This window comes from Leifsonia sp. KNZ13-11D (assembly GCF_056754895.1).
In genome coordinates this window covers 1,535,593-1,555,517 of sequence record NZ_JBPGWU010000001.1, presented here as the reverse complement: position 1 = coordinate 1,555,517, position 19,925 = coordinate 1,535,593, and the positions used below count along the sequence as shown (strand labels likewise).

Annotated in this window: 15 protein-coding genes and 1 pseudogene; 9 read left to right on the top strand and 7 right to left on the bottom strand. The window is 71.7% G+C overall.

The window, feature by feature from the left end; translation table 11 throughout:
- Window positions 1–24: 24 nt before the first annotated feature.
- The 4 genes from otsB to ACR9Y5_RS07800 all read right to left on the bottom strand — a co-directional run bounded on the left by otsB (window position 25) and on the right by ACR9Y5_RS07800 (window position 4,200).
- A complete protein-coding gene (gene otsB, locus ACR9Y5_RS07815; RefSeq protein WP_481297431.1) occupies window positions 25–849 on the bottom strand; it encodes a trehalose-phosphatase in 825 nt (274 codons plus the stop codon).
- Between the two features lie 47 nt (window positions 850–896).
- On the bottom strand, window positions 897–2,369 hold the full coding sequence (gene otsA / locus ACR9Y5_RS07810) for an alpha,alpha-trehalose-phosphate synthase (UDP-forming) (protein ID WP_481297430.1): 1,473 nt from the start codon (window positions 2,367–2,369) through the stop codon (window positions 897–899).
- A gap of 165 nt (window positions 2,370–2,534) precedes the next feature.
- Window positions 2,535–3,449: an SGNH/GDSL hydrolase family protein gene (locus tag ACR9Y5_RS07805; protein ID WP_481297429.1), complete on the bottom strand. Its 915-nt coding sequence runs from the start codon at window positions 3,447–3,449 to the stop codon at window positions 2,535–2,537.
- A gap of 64 nt (window positions 3,450–3,513) precedes the next feature.
- A complete protein-coding gene (locus ACR9Y5_RS07800) occupies window positions 3,514–4,200 on the bottom strand; it encodes a TetR/AcrR family transcriptional regulator (protein ID WP_481297428.1) in 687 nt (228 codons plus the stop codon).
- Window positions 4,201–4,319: 119 nt separating this feature from the next.
- Here ACR9Y5_RS07800 and ACR9Y5_RS07795 point away from each other — a divergent pair.
- Window positions 4,320–7,243 (top strand): annotated as a pseudogene (locus tag ACR9Y5_RS07795) (MMPL family transporter).
- Window positions 7,243–9,219: a YhgE/Pip domain-containing protein gene (locus ACR9Y5_RS07790; RefSeq protein WP_481297427.1), complete on the top strand. Its 1,977-nt coding sequence runs from the start codon at window positions 7,243–7,245 to the stop codon at window positions 9,217–9,219. The pseudogene ACR9Y5_RS07795 and the gene ACR9Y5_RS07790 overlap by 1 nt, the downstream one beginning before the upstream one ends.
- A gap of 106 nt (window positions 9,220–9,325) precedes the next feature.
- Here ACR9Y5_RS07790 and ACR9Y5_RS07785 read toward each other — a convergent pair whose 3' ends face one another.
- The gene (locus tag ACR9Y5_RS07785) at window positions 9,326–10,480 is read right to left on the bottom strand and encodes an SLC13 family permease (protein WP_481297426.1); all 1,155 of its coding nucleotides are present in this window, start codon (window positions 10,478–10,480) and stop codon (window positions 9,326–9,328) included.
- A 62-nt stretch (window positions 10,481–10,542) separates the two neighbouring features.
- Between ACR9Y5_RS07785 and ACR9Y5_RS07780 the strand changes: the two genes are divergently transcribed.
- Together ACR9Y5_RS07780 and ACR9Y5_RS07775 are read left to right on the top strand one after the other, a co-directional pair.
- Entirely contained in the window at window positions 10,543–10,761 is a 219-nt protein-coding gene (locus ACR9Y5_RS07780; protein WP_481297425.1) for a hypothetical protein, read from the top strand.
- Between the two features lie 99 nt (window positions 10,762–10,860).
- The gene (locus ACR9Y5_RS07775) at window positions 10,861–11,376 is read left to right on the top strand and encodes a hypothetical protein (protein ID WP_481297424.1); all 516 of its coding nucleotides are present in this window, start codon (window positions 10,861–10,863) and stop codon (window positions 11,374–11,376) included.
- A 29-nt stretch (window positions 11,377–11,405) separates the two neighbouring features.
- Here ACR9Y5_RS07775 and ACR9Y5_RS07770 read toward each other — a convergent pair whose 3' ends face one another.
- Window positions 11,406–12,782, bottom strand: coding sequence for a glucose-6-phosphate dehydrogenase (locus tag ACR9Y5_RS07770; RefSeq protein ID WP_481297423.1), 1,377 nt, complete (start codon window positions 12,780–12,782; stop codon window positions 11,406–11,408).
- Between the two features lie 29 nt (window positions 12,783–12,811).
- Here ACR9Y5_RS07770 and ACR9Y5_RS07765 point away from each other — a divergent pair, with 29 nt between their 5' ends.
- Genes ACR9Y5_RS07765 through ACR9Y5_RS07755 form a run of 3 tightly spaced genes read left to right on the top strand, consistent with a single transcriptional unit; the run spans window position 12,812 to window position 15,386 of the window.
- Entirely contained in the window at window positions 12,812–14,587 is a 1,776-nt protein-coding gene (locus tag ACR9Y5_RS07765) for a glycoside hydrolase family 15 protein (RefSeq protein WP_481297422.1), read from the top strand.
- Complete coding sequence (gene clpS / locus ACR9Y5_RS07760) at window positions 14,584–14,889, top strand: ATP-dependent Clp protease adapter ClpS (RefSeq protein ID WP_481297421.1); 306 nt, start codon at window positions 14,584–14,586, stop codon at window positions 14,887–14,889. The genes ACR9Y5_RS07765 and clpS overlap by 4 nt, the downstream gene beginning before the upstream one ends.
- Window positions 14,886–15,386: a DUF2017 domain-containing protein gene (locus tag ACR9Y5_RS07755; RefSeq protein ID WP_481297420.1), complete on the top strand. Its 501-nt coding sequence runs from the start codon at window positions 14,886–14,888 to the stop codon at window positions 15,384–15,386. The genes clpS and ACR9Y5_RS07755 overlap by 4 nt, the downstream gene beginning before the upstream one ends.
- 74 nt (window positions 15,387–15,460) lie before the next feature.
- Here the strand turns inward: ACR9Y5_RS07755 and ACR9Y5_RS07750 are convergent, their stop codons facing one another.
- Entirely contained in the window at window positions 15,461–16,585 is a 1,125-nt protein-coding gene (locus tag ACR9Y5_RS07750; RefSeq protein ID WP_481297419.1) for a baeRF11 domain-containing protein, read from the bottom strand.
- A 195-nt stretch (window positions 16,586–16,780) separates the two neighbouring features.
- On the opposite strand from ACR9Y5_RS07750, the gene ACR9Y5_RS07745 reads away from it, so the two are divergent.
- Both ACR9Y5_RS07745 and ACR9Y5_RS07740 read left to right on the top strand, forming a co-directional pair.
- Window positions 16,781–18,871 carry a hypothetical protein gene (locus ACR9Y5_RS07745; protein WP_481297418.1) on the top strand — a complete coding sequence of 697 codons (2,091 nt, stop codon included), beginning with the start codon at window positions 16,781–16,783 and terminating at the stop codon, window positions 18,869–18,871.
- Window positions 18,868–19,887 (top strand): LacI family DNA-binding transcriptional regulator, encoded by a 1,020-nt coding sequence (locus ACR9Y5_RS07740; RefSeq protein ID WP_481297417.1) that lies wholly within the window; start codon window positions 18,868–18,870, stop codon window positions 19,885–19,887. The genes ACR9Y5_RS07745 and ACR9Y5_RS07740 overlap by 4 nt, the downstream gene beginning before the upstream one ends.
- Window positions 19,888–19,925 lie beyond the last annotated feature (38 nt).

The following is a 19,925-nucleotide window of genomic DNA, read 5'->3' as shown; positions in this document are numbered from 1 at the left end:
GGCTGGGGAGAGCTCGCCCGGCTGTCAGTGTGTGGACGAGTTCAGGTGCGCCTCGCGCGCCTGCGCCAGCAGGCCGAGCAGAGCCGCGATCGCGCGCTCGTCGGCGACCCGGTACTGCGCGGCGGTCTCGCCCGCACCGACCTTGATGCCCACGTCGCCGCGCTCCGGACGCAGCACGGCGAAGCCGTCCTCGTCCGTGACGTCGTCGCCGGCGAACAGCACGGCGGTCGCCTTCGTGTACTCGCGCAGCCGCTCGACGCCGTCGCCCTTGTCGGCGCCGCGCACCGAGAACTCGATGATGTCCTTGCCGTCGCGGATGGTCAGCGCGTCGCTCACGGCCGCGGCGGCCTCCCGCGCGCGAGCGACCACTGTCCTGCCCTCGGCCGGATCGACCTGCCGGTAGTGCACGCCGAACCCGACCGGCTTGATCTCGAGCTTCGCGCCGGGGACGCTGTCCACGAGCTCCTGCAGCACGCGGCCCAGGCGCTCCAGCATCCGCTGCTCGTCGTCGGTCAGGTCGAGCGAGACGCCGTCGCGTCCGAACCGGATCTCGACGCCGTGCGACCCGATCAGGAGCGCGTCCTCGTCCGCTTCCGTGACGGTCTCGAGGCTGGTGAGGGGACGCCCGGAGACGTACGCGACCCAGGTGCGGGGAAGGTGTTCGAGCCGGTCGAGTGCGGCCTTCGACTCCGGCAGCGCCCGGGCGCCGCGCGGCACGTCGACGAACGGGGCGAGCGTGCCGTCGAAGTCGAGCGCGAGCAGCACGCGGTCGGCGCGTGCCAGCTCCTGCAACGCGGTGGCGAGCGCGACCGCGGCGGCGGGGGGACGGTGGGAGGCGGTGTCGGTCATGCGTCCTTCAAAGCGGAGAGGTGGGGCGGGAGGGTGCGGCGGTCGGCTCAGCGCCGGTTGACCGGCGGGTCCTGGAGCGGGTGGTCGCCGTGCGCACGGCGCGTGAGCGCATCCAGGAACGAGGCCGACCAGCGGGCAACGTCGTTGGTCAGGACCTTCTTGCGCAGAGCGCGCATACGGCGGGTGCGGTCGCGCTTCGGCATCGCCAGCGCCTGCAGCACGCTCTCCTTGAGGCCTTCGATGTCGTGCGGGTTGATCAGCAGCGCCTGGCGCAGCTCGTCGGACGCCCCCGCGAACTCGCTGAGGACCAGCACGCCGTCCTCGTCCACGCGGGTCGCCACGTACTCCTTCGCGACCAGGTTCATGCCATCGCGCAGGGCGGTGACGAGCATGACGTCGGCGGCGAGGTAGAGCGCCACCATCTCTTCGCGCGGGTAGCCGTGGTGCAGATACGCGACGGCGGTGTGGCCCAGAGTGGAGTAGTCGCCGTTGATGCGGCCGACCGTCAGCTCGATCTCGTCGCGCAACTGGCGGTAGGTCTCGACGCGCTCGCGGCTGGGGCTGGCGACCTGGACGAGCGTGACGTCCTCGGCCTTGACGCGACCCTCCTCCAGCAGCTCGCCGAAGGCCTTCAACCGGTGGCCGATTCCCTTCGTGTAGTCCAGGCGGTCGACGCCGAGCATGATCTTCTCGGGATTGCCGAGCTCCTCGCGGATCTCCCTGGCGCGCGCCTGGATGTCCGGCCTGCGCGCGAGCTCCTGGTACTGGTCGGCGTCGATGGAGATCGGGAACTGGCGCGCCAGCACCGTACGGGCCAGACCGCCGCGCCGGTCGGTCGTCACATGGCGGTGGGAGCCCGCCTCCGGGTCGTCGGTGTCGATCGGCACCTCGATGATCGGACCGCGGGTCTCGTAACCCTTCAGGCGCCGCACGGCCCGTGAGAAGTTGCCCGCGTCGGCGACGCGCTGGAAGCCGATCACATCCGCGCCGAGCAGGCCGTCGATGATCTGGCGGCGCCAGGGCAGCTGCGAGTAGATGCCGTACGGCGGGAACGGGATGTGGTTGAAGAACCCGATCACCAGGTCCGGCCGCAGCTCGCGCAGCATCGCAGGCACCAGCTGGAGCTGGTAGTCGTGCACCCAGACCACTGCGCCTTTCGCGGCCACGTCGGCGGCGGCCTGCGCGAAGCGGCGGTTGACCCTCACGTAGCTCTCCCACCACTCCCGGTGGTAGCTCGGCTGCGCGATCACGTCGTGGTAGAGCGGCCACAGAGTGTCGTTGGAGAAGCCCTCGTAGTACTCCTGCAGCTCCTGCTCCGACAGCGGCACCGGGTGGATGTTGATGCCGCCGGCTTCGAAGGGATCGACGTCCTCGTCCGCGACGCCGGCCCAGCCGATCCACACGCCGTCCTGCGACCGCATCACCGGCTCCAGCGCCGCCACCAGACCGCCCGGCGACGGCCGCCAGTCGGCGTTCCCGCTCTCGTCGAGCACGCGGTCGACGGGGAGCCGGTTCGACACGATGATCAGGTCGTATGTGTCGGCTTCCGGCCCGGCGGTGGACGTGGAGGCGGTCGGTGCAGGCGTGGTGGTGATGGTGGGTCAACTCCCTCGGGAGATCGGGACGTGAGACACCAGCCAGGGTACCAGCGTCCCTCCGCCGGGCCCGGGCCGGTCAGCTCGGCGTCACTGCGCCGTTCCGAGCAGCTGGACCAGCCGGCTCGCGTACTCGGCGTACCCGGCGGCGGTCGGGTGGAAGACGCCCGCCCCGCTCGTGTTGAGCCAGGGCTTCGCATCGCCGACCTCGTGCCCGGCGAAGTCGACGGGCAGGAAGGTGAGCGGCTTGCCCGCCGCGCGCTGGTCGGCGACCGCCTGCCGGATCACCTCGTTCAGGCCGAGCGTGGCGGCGTTGATCGCCGCGGAGGTCTGGAAGTCCGGGGCCCCCGGCGCCGAGACGTCGTAGAGCAGCGTGTAGCCGGTCACGACGATCCGCGCGTTCGGCGCCGCCTGCGCGATGGCGCTGTAGACGGTCTTCAGCCGGTCGGGCAGGACGTTGAGCAGCGAGAGAGCGGCCGTCACCTCGTTGCGGCAGGCGGCGGCCTTGCCCGCCGCGCAGTCCCCGGCGATCTCCGCCACGCCCAGGTCGTTGCCGCCGATGCTGACCGTGACGAGGTCCGTGCGGTCGTCGAGCGCGATCAGCTGGTGCTTGAGCAGGTCCGACGTGGTCGCTCCTGCGCACGCCGCATTCACGACGAGGTCGATCCCGGCCTTCCTCGCGAACACGGACGGGTAGCCGTTCGCGCTGAGACGGCATGAGCCCTGCTCCGCTCCCCCGCCGAATCCGGCGGCGTAGGAGTCGCCGAGGGCGACGTACCGCGTCTCCGGCGTCAGAGGCTCCTTCGGGAACGGATCGGGCGTGGCGGCCGGCGTCGGCGCGGCCGTCTGTGCGCGCGACTGCGCATCCGGGGTCTCCGCCCCGCCGGGTGCGCCGGAGCAGCCGGTCAGAACGAGCGCGAGGGTGGCGGCGGCCGTGACGGCGGCGGCACGGAGCAGGCGGGATGCGCGCAGCGCGCGGCGGTCTCGGGATGCTTCGGGTCGCATCCCCCAGACTCTAGCCCGGGACCCTTGGGGAACGCTCAGACGTGCCGGGCCGGATCGCCCGGCGTCAGATGCGCTCGGTGAGCGCCAGCAGGATGGCGGGGACGGACGCGGAGAGCCGCTCGGTGAACGTCCGCTGGTCGTCGGCGAGCACGGCGCGCGCCTCCCCGTTGGCGCACAGCTCCGCGATCACCCGTACCGCCTCCTCGGGGTCGATGGTGAACCGGCGCCGGGCGCTGCTCAGCGCCTCGACGACGATCTCCGTCAGGTCGGAGATGAAGTCGTCGTGGTAGCGCAGGTAGTCGGCGGCGATCGAGTGGTCGCGCAGCGCCAACAGCTGGAACTCGGCCTGCACCAGCCACCAGCGGCGGTCGTCGGACTGCAGCTCGAGGATGCGCGTGATCGTCTGGAGGACGTCCTGGTCGCCGAGGTCGGCGCCGTGCTCCCCCACGAGCGGGGTGAGGAACTGCGCGACGCCGGAGTTCAGCTGCTCCAGCCGGATCGTCTTCTCACGTTCCATGAGGGCGAAGAACAGCTCCTCCTTGCTGGAGAAGTTGGAGTAGAACGCGCCGCGCGTGAAGCCGGCGGCCTCCGCGATCGTCTCGACGCTGGCGGCGCGAACGCCCTGGTCGGCGAAGACCTCGAACGCGGCGTCGAGCAGGCGCGTCCTGGTGCGCTGGCGGCGCGCCGATTCGGCGGGCGCGTCCTCGCGTCCGTCGGCCGGGACCGCGTCACTGAGAGTCGTGCTTTCCAAGCTGAAACCTTCCTGAATCCAACTTTCGATACAGCAGTGTATCCGATACGGTTCTGTACGGATACAAGGATGTATCGAATCCCTGTCGTCGCTTTCGGTACTCACCCACTGGAGAACCCGTGTCATCGCTCCTGTACTCGGTCGGCCGGTGGGCCTACCGCGCCCGCGCTCTGGTCGTGATCGTCTGGATCGGCCTCCTCGCCCTCCTCGGCGGCGGCGCCCTGCTGTTCAACCAGGGCACGGACAACAGCTTCAGCATCCCGGGTACCGAGTCCCAGGAGGCGCTCGACACGCTCAGCCGCACGTTCCCGCAGGTCAGCGGCACGACTGCCCAGATCGTCGTCGTCGCACCCGACGGCACGACCGTCGACGACGGCGACGTCAAGCAGCCGATCGAGCACACGGTGGATGCGGTGAAGGACATCCCGGGCGTCTCGGGCGTCAGCTCGCCCTACTCCACCCAGGTCAAGGACCTCATCTCGGACGACCGCTCGGCGGCGATCATCACGGTTCAGCTGAAGGGCCAGATCACCACGGTCACCGACGCCACCAAGACGGCGATCAACGATGCGGGCGCCGACCTGGCGAAGCAGCTGCCGGACGGATCGAAGTCCGCGGTCGGCGGCCAGCTCTTCTCGCAGAACCTGCCGACGCTGTCCGCCGTCGAGCTCATCGGCGTCGGGATCGCGCTCGTCGTGCTCATCGTGACCTTCGGGTCGTTCCTCGCCGCCGGGATGCCGCTGCTCACCGCGCTGCTCGGCGTCGCGATCTCGATGTGCCTGATCTTCATCGCGACGCTGTTCGGCTCCATCTCGTCCACGACCCCGATGCTCGCCCTCATGCTCGGGCTGGCGGTCGGGATCGACTACTCGCTGTTCATCATCTCGAGGCATCAGGGACAGCTGAAATCCGGCCTCCCCCGGAGGAGTCGACCGCCCGGGCCGTCGCGACTGCCGGCTCAGCCGTGCTGTTCGCCGGCATCACCGTGATCATCGCGCTCGCCGGGCTCGCCGTCGCGGGCATCCCGTTCCTGACGACGATGGGCATCGCGGCGTCGGTCGCGGTCTTCGTGGCGGTGCTGGTCGCGCTGACGCTCACGCCCGCCCTGCTCGGCTTCGCGGGCGCCCGGCTCACCCCGGGACGGCGGAAGGCCGCCCGGAAGGCGAAGCGGGCGGCGGCGGGATCCGCTGGAGCGGTCGACGCCGGAGCGGAAGCGACCGGCGACCTGCCCATCCGAACGACGCCCACAGCGTCCCCCTCCGCCGCGCCGTCGTTCACCCACGCCGCGACCGCCGAGATCCCGCCCGGCTTCTTCCGCGGCTGGGTCCGCGTGGTCACGCGCATCCCGATCATCACCGTCGTGGCCGTCATCATCGCGCTGGGCGTCGCCGCGCTGCCCGCGCTGCAGCTGCGGCTCGCGCTGCCCGACGCCGGGTCGCAGCCGGAGGGCAAGCCCGCGCGCGTCGCCTACGACCTGGTCTCCGAGCACTTCGGCCCCGGCTACAACGGCCCTCTCATCGTCACCGGCTCGATCATCCAGAGCACGGACCCCGTCGGTCTGATGACCAAGATCGGCGACGAGATCGCGGAGCTCCCGGGCGTCGCCTCCGTGCCGCTCGCCACGCCGAACGCGACCGCCGACACCGGCATCGTCCAGGTGGTGCCGACGACCGGACCGGACGATCAGAAGACGGCCGACCTGGTCGCCGAGATCCGCTCCAAGCACCAGCACTTCCTCGACGAGTACGGCGTCGACCTCAAGGTGACCGGCAACACGGCCGCGCAGATCGACGTGTCGTCGCGGCTGGCCGGGGCGCTGCTGCCCTTCGGCGTGCTCGTGGTCGGGCTCTCGCTCATCCTGCTGACCATGGTGTTCCGGTCCATCGCAGTTCCCATCAAGGCGGCCCTCGGCTACCTGCTGTCGGTCGGAGCGGCGTTCGGCGCGGTCACGGCCGTGTTCGAGTGGGGCTGGTTGTCAGATGTGATGCACGTCGACAAGACCGGCCCGATCATCTCGTTCATGCCGATCATCCTCATGGGCGTGCTGTTCGGCCTCGCCATGGACTACGAGGTCTTCCTGGTCAGCCGCATCCGCGAGGACTACGTGCACGGCGGCGACGCCCGGCGCGCCATCCAGAGCGGCTTCGTGGGCTCAGCGAAGGTCGTCACGGCCGCGGCGATCATCATGATCTCCGTCTTCGCGGCGTTCGTGCCGGAAGGCGACGCCTCGATCAAGCCGATCGCGCTGGGGCTCGCCGTCGGCGTCTTCGTCGACGCCTTCATCGTCCGCATGACCCTCGTCCCCGCGGTGCTCCAGCTGCTCGGCGACAAGGCGTGGTGGATGCCGCGCTGGCTGGACCGCATCCTGCCGTCGTTCGACGTGGAGGGCGACGGACTGCAGAAGGAGCTGGAGCTGGCCGACTGGCCGGAGGCCGGCGCCCGCGATGTCGCTGCGGCCGAGGGCCTGGGCGTCAGTGCGCGCTCGCGGCGGCTGGTCGGCGACGTGTCGTTCCGGCTCCGCGACGGCGAGGTCCTGGTCGTCCACGGCGGCGACCGCACTGCGGCGGTCGCGCTGCTGATGGCCATCACCGGCCGCACGCGTATCGACGGCGGAACCGTGAAGGTCGCCGGCTTCGTGCTCCCGACGCGCGGTGCGGCCGTCCGCTCCCGCACATCGATGGTGCGGCTGGACGCGGCCGAGACGCCGGTGGACGACCTCCGCCGCGCCCTCGCCAGCCGCCCGCAGCTGCTCGCCCTCGACGGCGTCGACGGCGTCACCGACCCGGTCGAGCGCCGGCGGATCCGCGCCGAGCTGACCGCCGCCCTCAGCCGGGCCCGGGTCGAAGAGCGCCCGTTCGCCCTGGTGGTGAGCTGCGTCGATCCGTCCGGCCTCGACGACCTGCTCCCGGAGGCGGTGGAGCCCACCGCCGTCGACCTCGACGGCGAGCCCCGCAGCCGCCGCACGCGTCCGGACGCCGCCACCGACCTCACCGACACCGACCGCGCCGAGCACGGCGCCCACCTCGAGAAGACCAACGCCTGATGACCACGCCAACGCCCCCGCTCCGCCGTCCGCGCTCCCTGTTCTCGCTGGAGCGGATGCGCTCCGACAAGCGCGTCACCTGGCTGACGATCGTCGGCATCCTGCTCGTGCCGATCGTCATCGGCGGCCTCCTCGTCTGGGCGCTGTGGAACCCGACCGAGCGCCTCCACGACGTCAAGGCGGCGGTGGTGAACCTCGACCAGCCGGTGAAGGTCGACGGACAGACGGTGCCGCTCGGACGTCAGCTGTCCGCCGGGCTCCTCGACAGCGCGAACGACAACTTCACCTGGGTGCTCAGCGACAAGAAGGATGCGGACAAGGGCCTCGCGAGCGGCGAGTACGTCTCGGTGGTGACCATCCCGGAGAACTTCTCGAAGGCGGCGACCTCGACCGCGGGGGCGGCCTCCGACGCCACCCAGGCGACCATCGACGTGCGCACCAGCCCCCAGTCGAAACTGGTCGACCCGGCGATCAGCCAGGCCGTCACCACCACGGCGACCTCCGTGCTGAACAAGCAGCTCACCTCCACCTACATCTCCAACGTGTACGTCGGCTTCAACACCCTCGGCGAGCAGCTCGGCAAGGCGGCGACGGGCGCCGATCAGCTCTCCGGCGGACTGGTGCAGCTGGCGAGCGGCACGCACCGGCTCGCCGACGGCGCCGCGCAGCTGTCGACCGGCGCATCGTCGCTGGCGAGCGGCATCTCGCAGCTGTCCGACGGCACCTCGGGCCTGGCCGATGGCCTCCAGAAGCTGTCGGGCGGCGCCGGCTCGCTGGCGGGCGGCCTGACGACCCTGGAGCAGAGCACCGCCGGTCTGCCCGCACAGACGCAGCAGCTGGCGGCGGGCGCAGCGGGCGTCTCCGCCGGCGTGCAGAAGACCGCGGACGGGCTCGGACAGCTCTACGACGGATGCGTCGCAGCGCACGGCGCGCTCGACCCGACCTGTGAGGGCATCGCGCAGACGCGTGCCGGGATGACCACTCCCCAGGGCGGCAACCCGAGCCTCACCGGCCTGGCCTCGACGGTCGCGGGCGGCACGCAGAAGCTCGCGGCGGGGATGCCGGCGCTCACGAACGGCATCACCCAGTCGGCGTCCGGGGCCCAGCAGCTGGCCTCCGGCACCGCCCAGTCGGCGTCCGGCGCACAGCAGCTCGCCTCCGGCGCCTCCCAGTCGGCGGACGGCGCGCAGCAGTTCGCGACCGGCGTGCAGCAGCTGAGCGACGGCATCCCGGCGCTCGCCTCCGGCGCCGACCAGTCCGCCTCGGGCGCATCCTCCCTCGCCACCGGCCTGCACTCGGCCGTGAAGCAGCTCCCGAGCTACGACACGAGCGAGCGGAAGAGCCTGGCCGACGTCGCCGCGCAGCCGGTCACGCAGAAGGCGTCCGGCACGACTGCGTTCGGTACCTCCAGCATCCCGCTGTTCGCCTCCGTCGCCCTGTGGCTCGGCGCTCTGGCGACGTTCCTCGTGCTGCAGGCGCTGTCGCGGCGCGCGCTGCTGACCGCGCGTGCGGCCGGGCTCATCGCGCTCGACGGGTTCGTCCCGGCGGCGGTGCTCGGCGTGGCGCAGGGCGTGCTGGTGTCGGCCGTCATGGCTCCCGCCCTCGGGCTGGACGTCGGCCACTGGTTCGGCTTCGCCGCCCTGGCGGGGGCGGCCGGGATCGCGTTCGCTGCCGTCAACCACGGACTCGTGGCGCTGCTCGGCGGCGTCGGGCGGTTCCTGTCGATGCTGGTCGTGGTGGTGACCCTCGCCTCCGGCATCGTCTCGACCGCCCCGACCTTCTTCGACGCGGCCCTGCCGTGGCTGCCGACCTCGCCCGCCATCACCGCCCTCCAGGGTGCGATCGACGGCTCGGCGGATGCCTGGCGCGGCCTGGGCGGACTGCTGCTGTGGGCGGCGTTCGGCTTCGCCCTCGCGCTGATCGCGGTGGCCCGCCGCCGCGTCGTCAACGCCGCGCAGCTGCTCCCCGCCGAGTAGCCGCCGACCCGCCGCTCGCCGCGATCTAGGGGTCGCAACACACCGTTATCCGGGCGGGATAACGGCGTGTTGCGACCCCTCGATGACCAGCCAGGCAGGCGCTCGGCTAGAGCGTGGCGGAGAGGGCGAGCGTCGCGAGCACGACCGTCACCGGCGCCACGATCAGCCCGAGGAGCATGTAGCGGCTCCAGCGGATCTCCACGTCGAACGACGTCAGGCGCTGGTGCCAGAGCAGGGTCGCGAGCGACGCCCACGGCGTGATCAGCGGACCGGCGTTCACGCCGATGAGGAGAGCCGCCAGCCGCGCGGGGTTCGTCGCGACCGGCTCCAGGGCGAGATAGGCCGGCAGGTTGTCGATCGCGTTGGCGCCGACGAGCCCCGTGAGCGACAGGCGCAGTAGGGCCAGCGGCGACTCGCCGGTGCCGGAGATCACCGCCATGATCGCCCCGAGGCCGGCCGCGTGCAGCGCCTCGATGAACAGGAACAGCCCGGAGGCGAGCAGCACCAGCTGCCACGGCACCAGCCCGAACCGCACGACCGCCCGGCGCCGCACCAGGAACAGCACGATGAGCACCACTGCCGCGATGCTGGTCGGCAACCAGACCGGGATCCCGGAGACCAGCAACGGGATGAGCGCCACGACGACCGCGCCCGACACCCAGAACAGTACGCGGTCCTCGATGCCGTCCTCGTCCCCCGTCTCGTAGCGCACGAGCAGGGACTTACGGGCGATCACGAACACGACGACCATCGGCACGATCATCGCGACCAGCGCCGGGGCGAGCATCAGCGCGGCGAACGCGGCCGGGGCCGGATCCCCCATCGCATGCTGGGCCAGCAGGTTCGTCAGGTTGGACACCGGCAGCAGGAGCGACCCCGCGTTCGCCATCCATACGGTGGTGAGGGCGAACGGCAGCGGGTTGAGCCCGGCGTGCCGTGCCATCACGATCACGACCGGCGTGAGCAGCACGGCCGTCGTGTCCAGCGACAGGAAGATCGTGCTGAGCGCTGCGACCAGCACCACCAGCAGCCAGAGCACCCAGGCGCGTCCGCGCCCCCAGCGGGCGGTCTGCTGCGCCAGGATGGTGAAGACGCCGGCTTCGGCGGCCAGCTCAGTCACCACTGTGATGGCGATGACGAAGAGCAGGATCGGCCACACGCGGTCCCACAGTTCGACGGCCTCCGGGACGGGCAGAAGGCCCGTCGCCACGGCGATGCCGCCGAGCACGAGGAGCACGGCGCCCACAATCGCGGTGCGCATCCTCCTCCTCCCGGTACCGACTGTGGAAGCGTACGCTACGGGGCGACACCGAAAGGAACGGCATGCGCAAGTACCTCTTCAACGGGGCCGTGATCAGTGCGGCGATCGGCCTGTGGACCACCATCCAGTCGTCCAAGAGCGGGCCGCGCGACTGGCGCATACCGCTGATGTGGCTCAACGCCGGGATCTCGCTCGTGCTGGCCGTCGGTGCGGTGCTCCAGGAGTCCAAGGAGGCGTCCGAGCGCGAATCCCACCCCCTCGGATCCCGAAAGGGGCGTTGACCCGCTGATTTCCGGCAAATTCCCCGGCGTGTTGCGCGGTCTCACGGCGCGCACGTCCAGGACACTTGTATTCGAAGGTGAACCTGGAAGGGGTGCGCGATGTTTGGTCGTAGGCGGCACGCAGCAGCGGTGCCGGCGGCGCCGGTCCCTCAGCTGACGGATGCCCAGATCCTCGAGCTCGTGCACACGAAGGTGGCCGAACTGATCGGCGAGAAGGGCGAGTGGACGGTCGTCCGCCGCGCCCAGAACGACACCGACACCATCTTCCACTCGATCCTCGCCCAGTCCGTCTCGGTCGGCATCGCCGCCGCGATCGCCGAAGCGCGCCGCCGCCTCGAGGCCGGTGAATCGCTCTCCGAGCCGCAGCACCTGGCCGCCGCGGTGACCGACCGGTCCGCGACCGAGAGCGCCGCCGTCGTCGAGCCCGTCGCCGCCTCCGTGGCCGTGGATGCGGACGCCGCGATCTCCGAGCCCACGCCCGCCGTCGCCGAGGCGCCGGTCGAGGCCGAGCCTGCCGCCCTCGGCTGGGAGCCTGCGCCCATCACCCAGTGGACCGACCTGCGCAAGCCCGTGACCGGCGAGTTCCCACTGGTCTCGCACCGCTCGGCGGCCTGACCGCCACTCGGCTCAGCACCGCATCCCGCTCAGCCGAGAGGCGCCCAGTCCTTCGGCCCGTCGGACCCGGCCGGATACTCCTCGAGCGGCACGCGCCCCCGGTGCCACGCGTCCAGCACCGGCTCGACGATGCGCCAGCACTCCACCGCCGTGTCGGCGCGCACCGACAGCGACGGGTCGCCGTCGAGGATGCCCTCCAGCACCTCGCCGTAGGCGAGCAGCGCGCCGGGACCGAAGTCGGCTGTCAGCGTCGTGCGCTCCAGTTCCAACGGGTCGTCGGTGCCGTTGATGTTGAGCTCCAGCTCCATCGAGTCCGGCGCGAACATCAGCCGAAGCTTGGCCGGCTCCATCGTGCCCTTCAGCCCGACCGGCATCTGCCGCGCAGGGGCGAACGTGATGACCATCTCGCGTCGCCGGCCGCCGAGCGCCTTCCCGGAGCGGAGCGTGAACGGGACGCCCTTCCACCGCCAGGTGTCGATCTGCAGCGTGACCTCGGCGAGCGTCTCGGTCTCCCGGGCCGGGTCCACGCCCTCCTCGTCGGCGTAGGCGGGCAGCGTCCGGCCGTCGATCTCGCCCGCACCGTAGCGAGCGCGACGGCTGGAGGCGACGGGGTCGTCGCCCCACACCTTCGTCGCGCGCAGCACGAGCTGCTTGGCGTCGCGGAGGTCCGCCTCTCCGAGCGTGGACGGCGGCTCCATGGCGAGCACCGCCATCACCTGCAGGAGGTGGCTCTGGATCATGTCGATCAGCGCCCCGGCGCCGTCGTAGTAGCGGGCGCGTCCCTCCAGAGCCAGGGTCTCGTCGTAGATCACGTCGACGCGCTCGAGGTGCAGGCCGTCCCAGACGGGCTCGAGGATGCCGTTGGCGAAACGCACGCCGAGGATGTTGAAGACGCTCGAACGGCCGAGGAAGTGATCCACCCGGTGGATCTGGTCCTCCGGCACCAGCTGCGCGAGCTGCGCGTTCAACGCGATCGCGCTCTCGCGGTCTGTGCCGAAGGGCTTCTCGAGCGCGAGGGTGAGGCCTTTCGGCAGCTCGAACGTGGCGAGGGCCCCGCACGCCTTCGCGGTGACCGCCGGCGGGAGGGCGAAGTAGAGGGCGGGCACGCCGTCCACGCTCCCGAGCAGCTTCTTCAGGTCGTCGGCGCTCGTCGCGTCGGCCTTGACGTACCGCGTCCCGTCGAGCAGCCGGTCGACCGCGTCGCCCTTCGCCTCGACCGTCTCGAACGACGTGCGGACGATCTTCTTCCAGGCGTCGTCGTCGAGGTCGTCGCTGCTCGAACCCACGAGGGCGAACGCGCGATCCGGCTGATCCGTGAGCAGTTGTCCGATGGCGGGGAGCAGGAGCCGTGACGTGAGGTCGCCGGATGCTCCGAGAATCACAAGAGTGTCCACGGACTGCGTCATGCCCATCACAGTACGGCCATACTGGGAATATGTCGCTCCCCATCGAGGATTACGCCCTGATCAGTGACTGCTTCACCGGGGCCCTCGTCGGGAAGGACGGAAGCATCGACTGGCTGTGCCTCCCGCGCTACGACTCGCGCTCGATGTTCGGTGCGCTGCTCGGGACCGAGGACCACGGACGCTGGCTGGTGGCGCCTGCCGACGCGTCCGCGAGCAGCACCCGTCGGTACGAGACGGACACGATGATCCTCGTCACCCGGTGGTCCACCACGAGCGGGGAGGTGGAGGTCACCGACCTCATGCCGATGGACGACCACCGTGCGGACATCATCCGCCGGGTCCGCGGCGTGAGCGGCACCGTCGCGATGCAGCAGGATCTCCGGATCCGCTTCGGCTATGCCACGGCCATCCCCTGGGTGCGCCAGGAGAAGAAGGAGCACCCGCACGCGCTGATCGCGGTCGCCGGGCCCGACGCGATCGTGGTGCGCGGCACCGAGCTGCGCCCGGCGAACCATTCCCACCAGGGGTCGTTCACCGTGCATGCCGGCGAGACCATCGACCTCGTCCTGACGTGGTTCCCGTCGCACCGCGACTCTCCCCCGGCTCTCGACGTGGAGCGCGCGCTGCAGCACACCCGCGAGTGGTGGGCCGGGTGGGCGAGCGGCTGCGCGCACGAAGGTCCGTACCGCGACGAGGTGGTCCGCTCGCTCCTCCTCCTCCGCGCGCTCTCGCACCTGGAGACCGGGGGCATCGTGGCCGCCGCGACCACCTCGCTGCCGGAGGCCTTCGGAGGCGAGCGCAACTGGGACTACCGCTACGTGTGGCTGCGGGATGCGTCGCTCACCATCGGCGTGCTGCTCGCGCACGGCTACAACGACTACGTCGACCACTGGCGCGACTGGCTGCTGCGCGCGATCGCCGGCGACCCCGGCGACGTGCAGATCATGTACGGTCTGGCGGGCGAACGCGACCTCGATGAGCGCATCATCGACAGCCTCCCCGGCTACCAGGGGGCGCATCCGGTGCGGGTCGGCAACGGCGCGTCCACCCAGTTCCAGGCCGACGTGATCGGCGAGGTCATGCTCGGTCTCGACCGCGGACGCCGAGCCGGCAACCCGGAGACGCGGTTCTCCTGGGCGCTCCAGCGGGCGCTGATGGGATACCTGGAGCAGCATTGGCGGGATCCCGATCACGGCATCTGGGAGATCCGGGACGAGCCGAAGCAGTTCACGCATTCGCGCGCTCTGGTGTGGGCGGCCTTCGACTGCGCCGTCCGCGCCGTCGAGGATTACGGCCTCGAGGGCCCGGTGGAGCGGTGGAAGCGCGAACGGGACGCGATCCGCGCCGACATCGAGGCGAACGGATGGGACCCGCACCGCGGCACGTACGTGCAGCATTACGGCTCCACCGAGGTGGATGCGTCGCTGCTCCAGTTGGCGCAGGTCGGCTATATCGACGCGGACGATCCGCGGATGCTGGGGACCGTCCGCGCGCTCGAAGAGGACCTGCTGCGGGACGGCCTGCTGCTGCGCTACCGCACCGAGAGCGGGGTGGACGGGCTGCCTCCGGGCGAGCATCCGTTCCTCGCCTGCTCGTTCTGGCTGGTCGAGCAGTACGCGCACTCGGGGCGCCACGAGGATGCCGTCCGGCTGATGGACCGGCTGGTCGGACTGGCCAACGACGTCGGTATGCTCTCCGAGGAATACGACGTCGAAGGGCGCTCCCACGCCGGCAACACGCCTCAGGCGCTCACCCACCTCGCCCTGGTCCGCGCCGCGGACGCGATCGGGGGCGTCCCGCTGTGAGCCCCGCTCCCGCCGCCGACGCGGGCACGCTCGAGCAGACCGGCACCGATGAACTGCTCCAGCTGGGCTCGCCCTGGATCACCATCGTCTGGAACGACCCGGTCAACCTGATGAGCTATGTCACCTACGTCTTCCAGACCTACTTCGGCTTCCCGCGACGCGAGGCGGAGCGGCTGATGATGCTCGTGCACACCGAGGGCCGCGCCGTGGTCGCCACGGGCACGCGCGAAGAGATGGAACGGCACGTCGAGGCGATGCACGACTACGGACTCTGGGCGACGCTGCGGAAGGCGGACGAGTGATCCCGTTCCACCGGCGGAAGGACGGGCGCGTGTCGGCCCGCTTCCGCGCCGACGAGGCGCAGCTGCTGCGGTCGCTCGCCGAGGAGGCCGTCGAGCTGGCCCGCGCGTCGGCCGCCGACGACGGCTCCGCCGATCCGGCGCTGCGCCGCCTGCTGCCCGACGCGTACCCGGACGATCCCGAGGCGTCGGCGGAGTTCCGCCGCTTCACCGCCGCCGGGCTGGCCGAGCGCAAGGAGGCGGGCGCCCGGACGGTCATCGACAGTCTGGGCACGCCTGCCACCGGCCCTGTGCACGTCGTGCTCGACGCGGAGCAGGCGACCGCGTGGCTCCGCACCATCACCGATCTGCGCCTGGTGCTCGCGGCACGGCTGGGCATCCACGAGGACGGCGACCAGGGCGACGTGCACGACGACGAGTCGGCGATGCAGCGCGCGGTCTACGACTGGCTGGCCGCCGTGCAGGAGTTCCTGGTGCTGGCGGTGCGGCCCCGGCGCTGACCCTAGGACGCTGACGGTCGGGCGCTGACGGTCGGGCGCTGACGGTCGGGCGCTGACGGTCGGGCGCTCTGCGATCAGACCGGGTACCGGACGGCCGCGGCCGCCGCTCCCCCGCCCGGCACGTCCTGCGCCCGCAGCGCGTACACCGACGCCTTCGACCCGAGCGCGCGGCGCAGGATCTCGTCCACCACCCCGTAGTCACCGGGTGCGTCGTCGTCGTCGGCGAAGGTGATCGCACCCGTCTCGTCGTCGACCGAGCCCGGCACCCGCCGGTCGATGTCGAAGACCAGCGACTCGACCGCGCCGAACGTGGCCGCACGGGCGATGTCGCTCAGGTCGACCAGGGCCGTGCCCGCGGCGATCCGGGCCTCGTACCCCTCTCGCAGAGCCTTCACCTTGCTCGCGTACAGCCGGTCGAGCACCCCCCGGGCGGCTGCGGCGAGTTCCTCGTCCGTCTTCTCCTCCGGGTTGCCGGAGATCGTCTCGGCGACCAGGCGCGGATGCTCGGCCGCGCCGCGGAAGATGCCCGCCAGCGGCTCCGCGGCGGCGAGGATGAGCGGCTCGGTCGAGGTGGCGATCATCGGCCGCAGGGCCCGGTCGATCGCCTGCACGTACTCCAGCATCCGCACCTTCTGGCCCTCGGATCCCTGGATGCGCCCGTCCGGCGAGCGACCGCTCACCGAGGCCAGCCCGACGGCCGCGGCGACGTCGCGCGGCATCCCGGGCACGTCGATCCGCTCGGGCGGCCGGTCGGGGGTGATGTGCAGGAGGCGCACCGAGTTGCCCGCGAGCGCCAGGATGAGCGCCGACTGCGGGAACGTCAGGGTGCGCAGCAGAGGCTTGACGTAGAAGCGGTCCGCGACCTCGCAGGACGTGCCGAGCCGGTTGGGGAGCCGGAAGGTCTCGGCCAGCTCGCCGTCGAGGAAGACGGCGAGCGATCGGGACTGGTAGCGCCAGAAATCCCGGTCGTCGAGGATGCGCTCCCCCTCGGTGTGCACCGCGCGGATGCGGGCCCGCTCCACCTTCAGCTCTTCGAGGGCCCGTGCCGCGCTCGCGAGGTGGTTCTTGAGCTCGATCCTCGCGCGGTCCGCTTCCGCAGGTGTCGTCCCCGTCGGCAGGTAGATGCTCACGCACCCGGGCTGCCGCAGTGCGGCGATCCGTTCGACGTCGGCCCTGGTGGGAATGTCCTTGTACTCCACGTGTGGTCCTCCTTGCCCCAGCGGTGCGGCGCGGTCGGTCGCGGTGGGGCAAGTCTGGCCGCACTCCCGGTGCCTTCACAAGACTCGTATTGACTTCTCGGCGAAGAGCGCCTACCGTCCTTTAAACCGGTTTAGATGACGTCGCCGATCGGATGTTCCGACCGTCGGCGCCCCACGATTCGAGGGGTCGCAACGATGCGCAACCGACAACTGACCATGCCGAGGGCGGCACTCGCCCTACTGCTGGGGGCGACGCTCGCCGCCAGCGCCACCGCCCTCCCCGCCCAGGCGGCGAGCCAGGCTCCGCGCGCCGTTCAAGCCGCCGCGGAGACCACCGCCGCAGGCACTCCGCCGAAGCTCACCAACCTGGCCCACCTCGACTTCCTGCTCGACGACGTGCCCCTCCTCCCGGGCGTGCCGGGGCACACCACCTACCGGGCGACGCAGGAGCCCACCGCCCGCGCTCCCTGGGTCTACGCCGACCGCCAGCCCGACGGCACTTTCCACCGGGTCGGAGGCGGGCCGATCACGGACCCGGCCCGCGGGTGGTACGCGCAGGGCGCCTACGACGCGGACGACATCTCCCGGGCGGCCGTCGTCTACCTGCGCGACTGGAAGCAGAACGGCACCGCCTCGAGCCGGACCAGCGCGTACGAGCTGCTGCGCTCTATCACCTACCTTCAGACGACCGACGGGCCGAACGCCGGCAACGTGGTGCTCTGGCAGCAGCACGACGGCACGCTGAACCCGTCCGCCATCCCGAAGGACCTGCCCGACCCGTCCGACTCGGCCGAGTCGTTCTGGCTCGCGCGCACCGTCTGGGCTCTCGGCGAGGGCTACGCCGGCTTCCGATCCGCCGACCCGGCCTTCGCGTCGTTCCTCGCCGACCGGATGCACCTCGCTCTCGGCGCCCTGCAGCGCCAGTCGCTCGCGCAGTATCCGACGACCCAGGTGGCGAACGGCGTGACCGTGCCCGGCTGGCTCATCGTCGGCAGCGCGGGCGCGACCGCGGAGGCCGTGCTCGGGCTCAGCGCCTTCGTAGCCGCCCAGCCCGCCGATACGGACGCGCGCACCGCACTGGCGCACTACGCCGAGGGCATCTCGCGCCTGCAGAGCGGCGGGGTCGGCCAGTGGCCGTTCGGCGCGCTGCTCCCCGAGGCCAACTCCCCCACCTTCTGGCATGCCTGGGCCGGGATGGAGCCCGCCGCCCTCACGGCCGCCGCGCAGACGCTCGGCGACAGCGCCCTGCAGCGCGCCGCCTCCACCGACCTGGCGCAGTTCACCGCTCAGCTGCTGGCCACCGGCGGCCCGGACAACGGCTGGACGCCGACCCCGGCCGACCGCACGCAGATCGCGTACGGCGTCGACTCCCGGCTCGAAGGGCTGACCGCCGCCGCCGATGCGACCGGCGCGAGCGGGCTCGCCGCCCTCGCCGGCGCGCAGGCCGCCTGGTACTTCGGCGCCAACCGCGCCGGTGTCGCCGCCTACGACCCGGCCACCGGCGTCTGCGTCGACGGCATCGCGGCCGACGGCACGGTGAACCGGAACTGCGGCGCGGAGTCGGTCATCCACACCGAGCTCAGCATGCTCGCGCTGGATGCGCATCCAGCCATCGCCCGCGCCGCCACCGCGCTGAGCCGCACCACCGCGACGAGCGGCCTGACGGTCGTCGAAGCGGAGAGCGGGACGACGACCGGTCCGGTCACGACCGTCACACCGCCGTCAGCCTGGACCGGCTCGGCCAACTGGTCGGGTGGCGCCTACCTGCAAGCCGACGCGGGGTCCACGGTCACCATCGCGCTCCCCGCCGGCCACCCGGCGGCGCGCATCCTCCCGATCGCCGACCTCGGCCCCGGGGGATCCGGTACGACCAGCTGGTCGGCCTCGGTGGGGAAGTTCACCCTCCCGCTCGGCCGCACCGACAACGTGCGTCCCGCCGAGCAGGGCATCGCTCCCAGCCCGGTGTTCCTGCTGCCGCAGACGCTGGCCGTCCCGGTGCCCGCGCAGGCCACCTCCGTGACCGCGAAAGTGAGCGGAACGGCCCGCCTGGATGCGCTGCTCGTCCAGCCGGTCGTCTCGCACCTCGGTCTCGCGGGCGCCAGCTCGCTCGATGTGTACGTGAATGCGACGAAGCTCCCGGTTCCGCAGAAGATCGACGCGACCGGGCCCATGACCGCGACCGCCTACGACGCGGCGGGGCGCCAGGTCGGGCGCGCCCAGACCGTCGGCGCGCACGCCCTCGTCGTCGTCCCGCCGGGCGGCTTCACCACGGTGACCCCGCGATGAACCCGTCCGCCGTCACGATCAACGACGTCGCCCGCGCCGCCGGCGTGAGCAAGTCGCTGGTGTCGCTCACCCTCAACGACCGCCCGGGGGTCAAGAGCGAGACACGGGAGCGCATCCTGCAGACCGCGAAGGAGCTCGGCTGGACGCCGAATCCCGGCGCCCGCGGGCTCACCACCCGGCGCGCCTACGCACTGGGACTGGTGCTGCGTCGTGAGCCGCGGACGATCGAGGTCGACCCGTTCTTCGCGGCGTTCATCGCAGGCGTCGAGACGGTGCTCGCCGAGCGCGGCAACGTGCTGGTGCTGACGGTGGTGCCGGATGCGGCGGCCGAGGAGCGCGCGTACGCCCGCCTCGCCGCCGACAAGCGCGTCGACGGCTTCCTGCTCACCGACCTGCTGGCGGAGGATGCGCGCATCCCGCTCATCGAGCGCCTCGGCTCGTTCGCCGTCTCGCTGGGCGCCCCGCCCGGCGGCAGCCCGTTCCCGGTCATCACCCGCGACTACGACAGCGGCATCGACGAGCTCGTCGCGCACCTGGTCGGCCTCGGCCACCGCCGCATCGCGCACGTCTCAGGAGACGAGCGGATGCTGCACGGCCTCCGCCGGCGCGAGCGGTTCGAGGAGGCCGCCCGTGCGGCGGGGCTCGAACCGGTCGTCGTCCCCACCGACTTCTCGCCCGAACAGGGGGCGGCCGCCACGGCGGCCCTCCTCGACGGCGAGGACCGCCCCACCGCGATCGTCTACGGCAACGACCCCATGGCGATCGCCGGGATGGGCGTCGCACACGAACGCGGGCTCGCCCTCCCCGGCGAGCTCTCGGTCACCGGGCTGGACGGATCCCACATCGGGTCGTTCGTCTACCCCTCCCTCACCACCCTCGACAACGACCCAGCGGGCTTCGGGCTCGCCGCCGCCACCGCGCTGCTGCGGCTTGTGGAGGACGGCGAGGCCGACGACGTCGCCCTACCGCCCGCCCGGCTGGTGGTACGCGCCTCCACGGCGCCGCCCACCCGCTGAACCCCACCCCATCGAAAGGCACACACCATGCGAAAGAA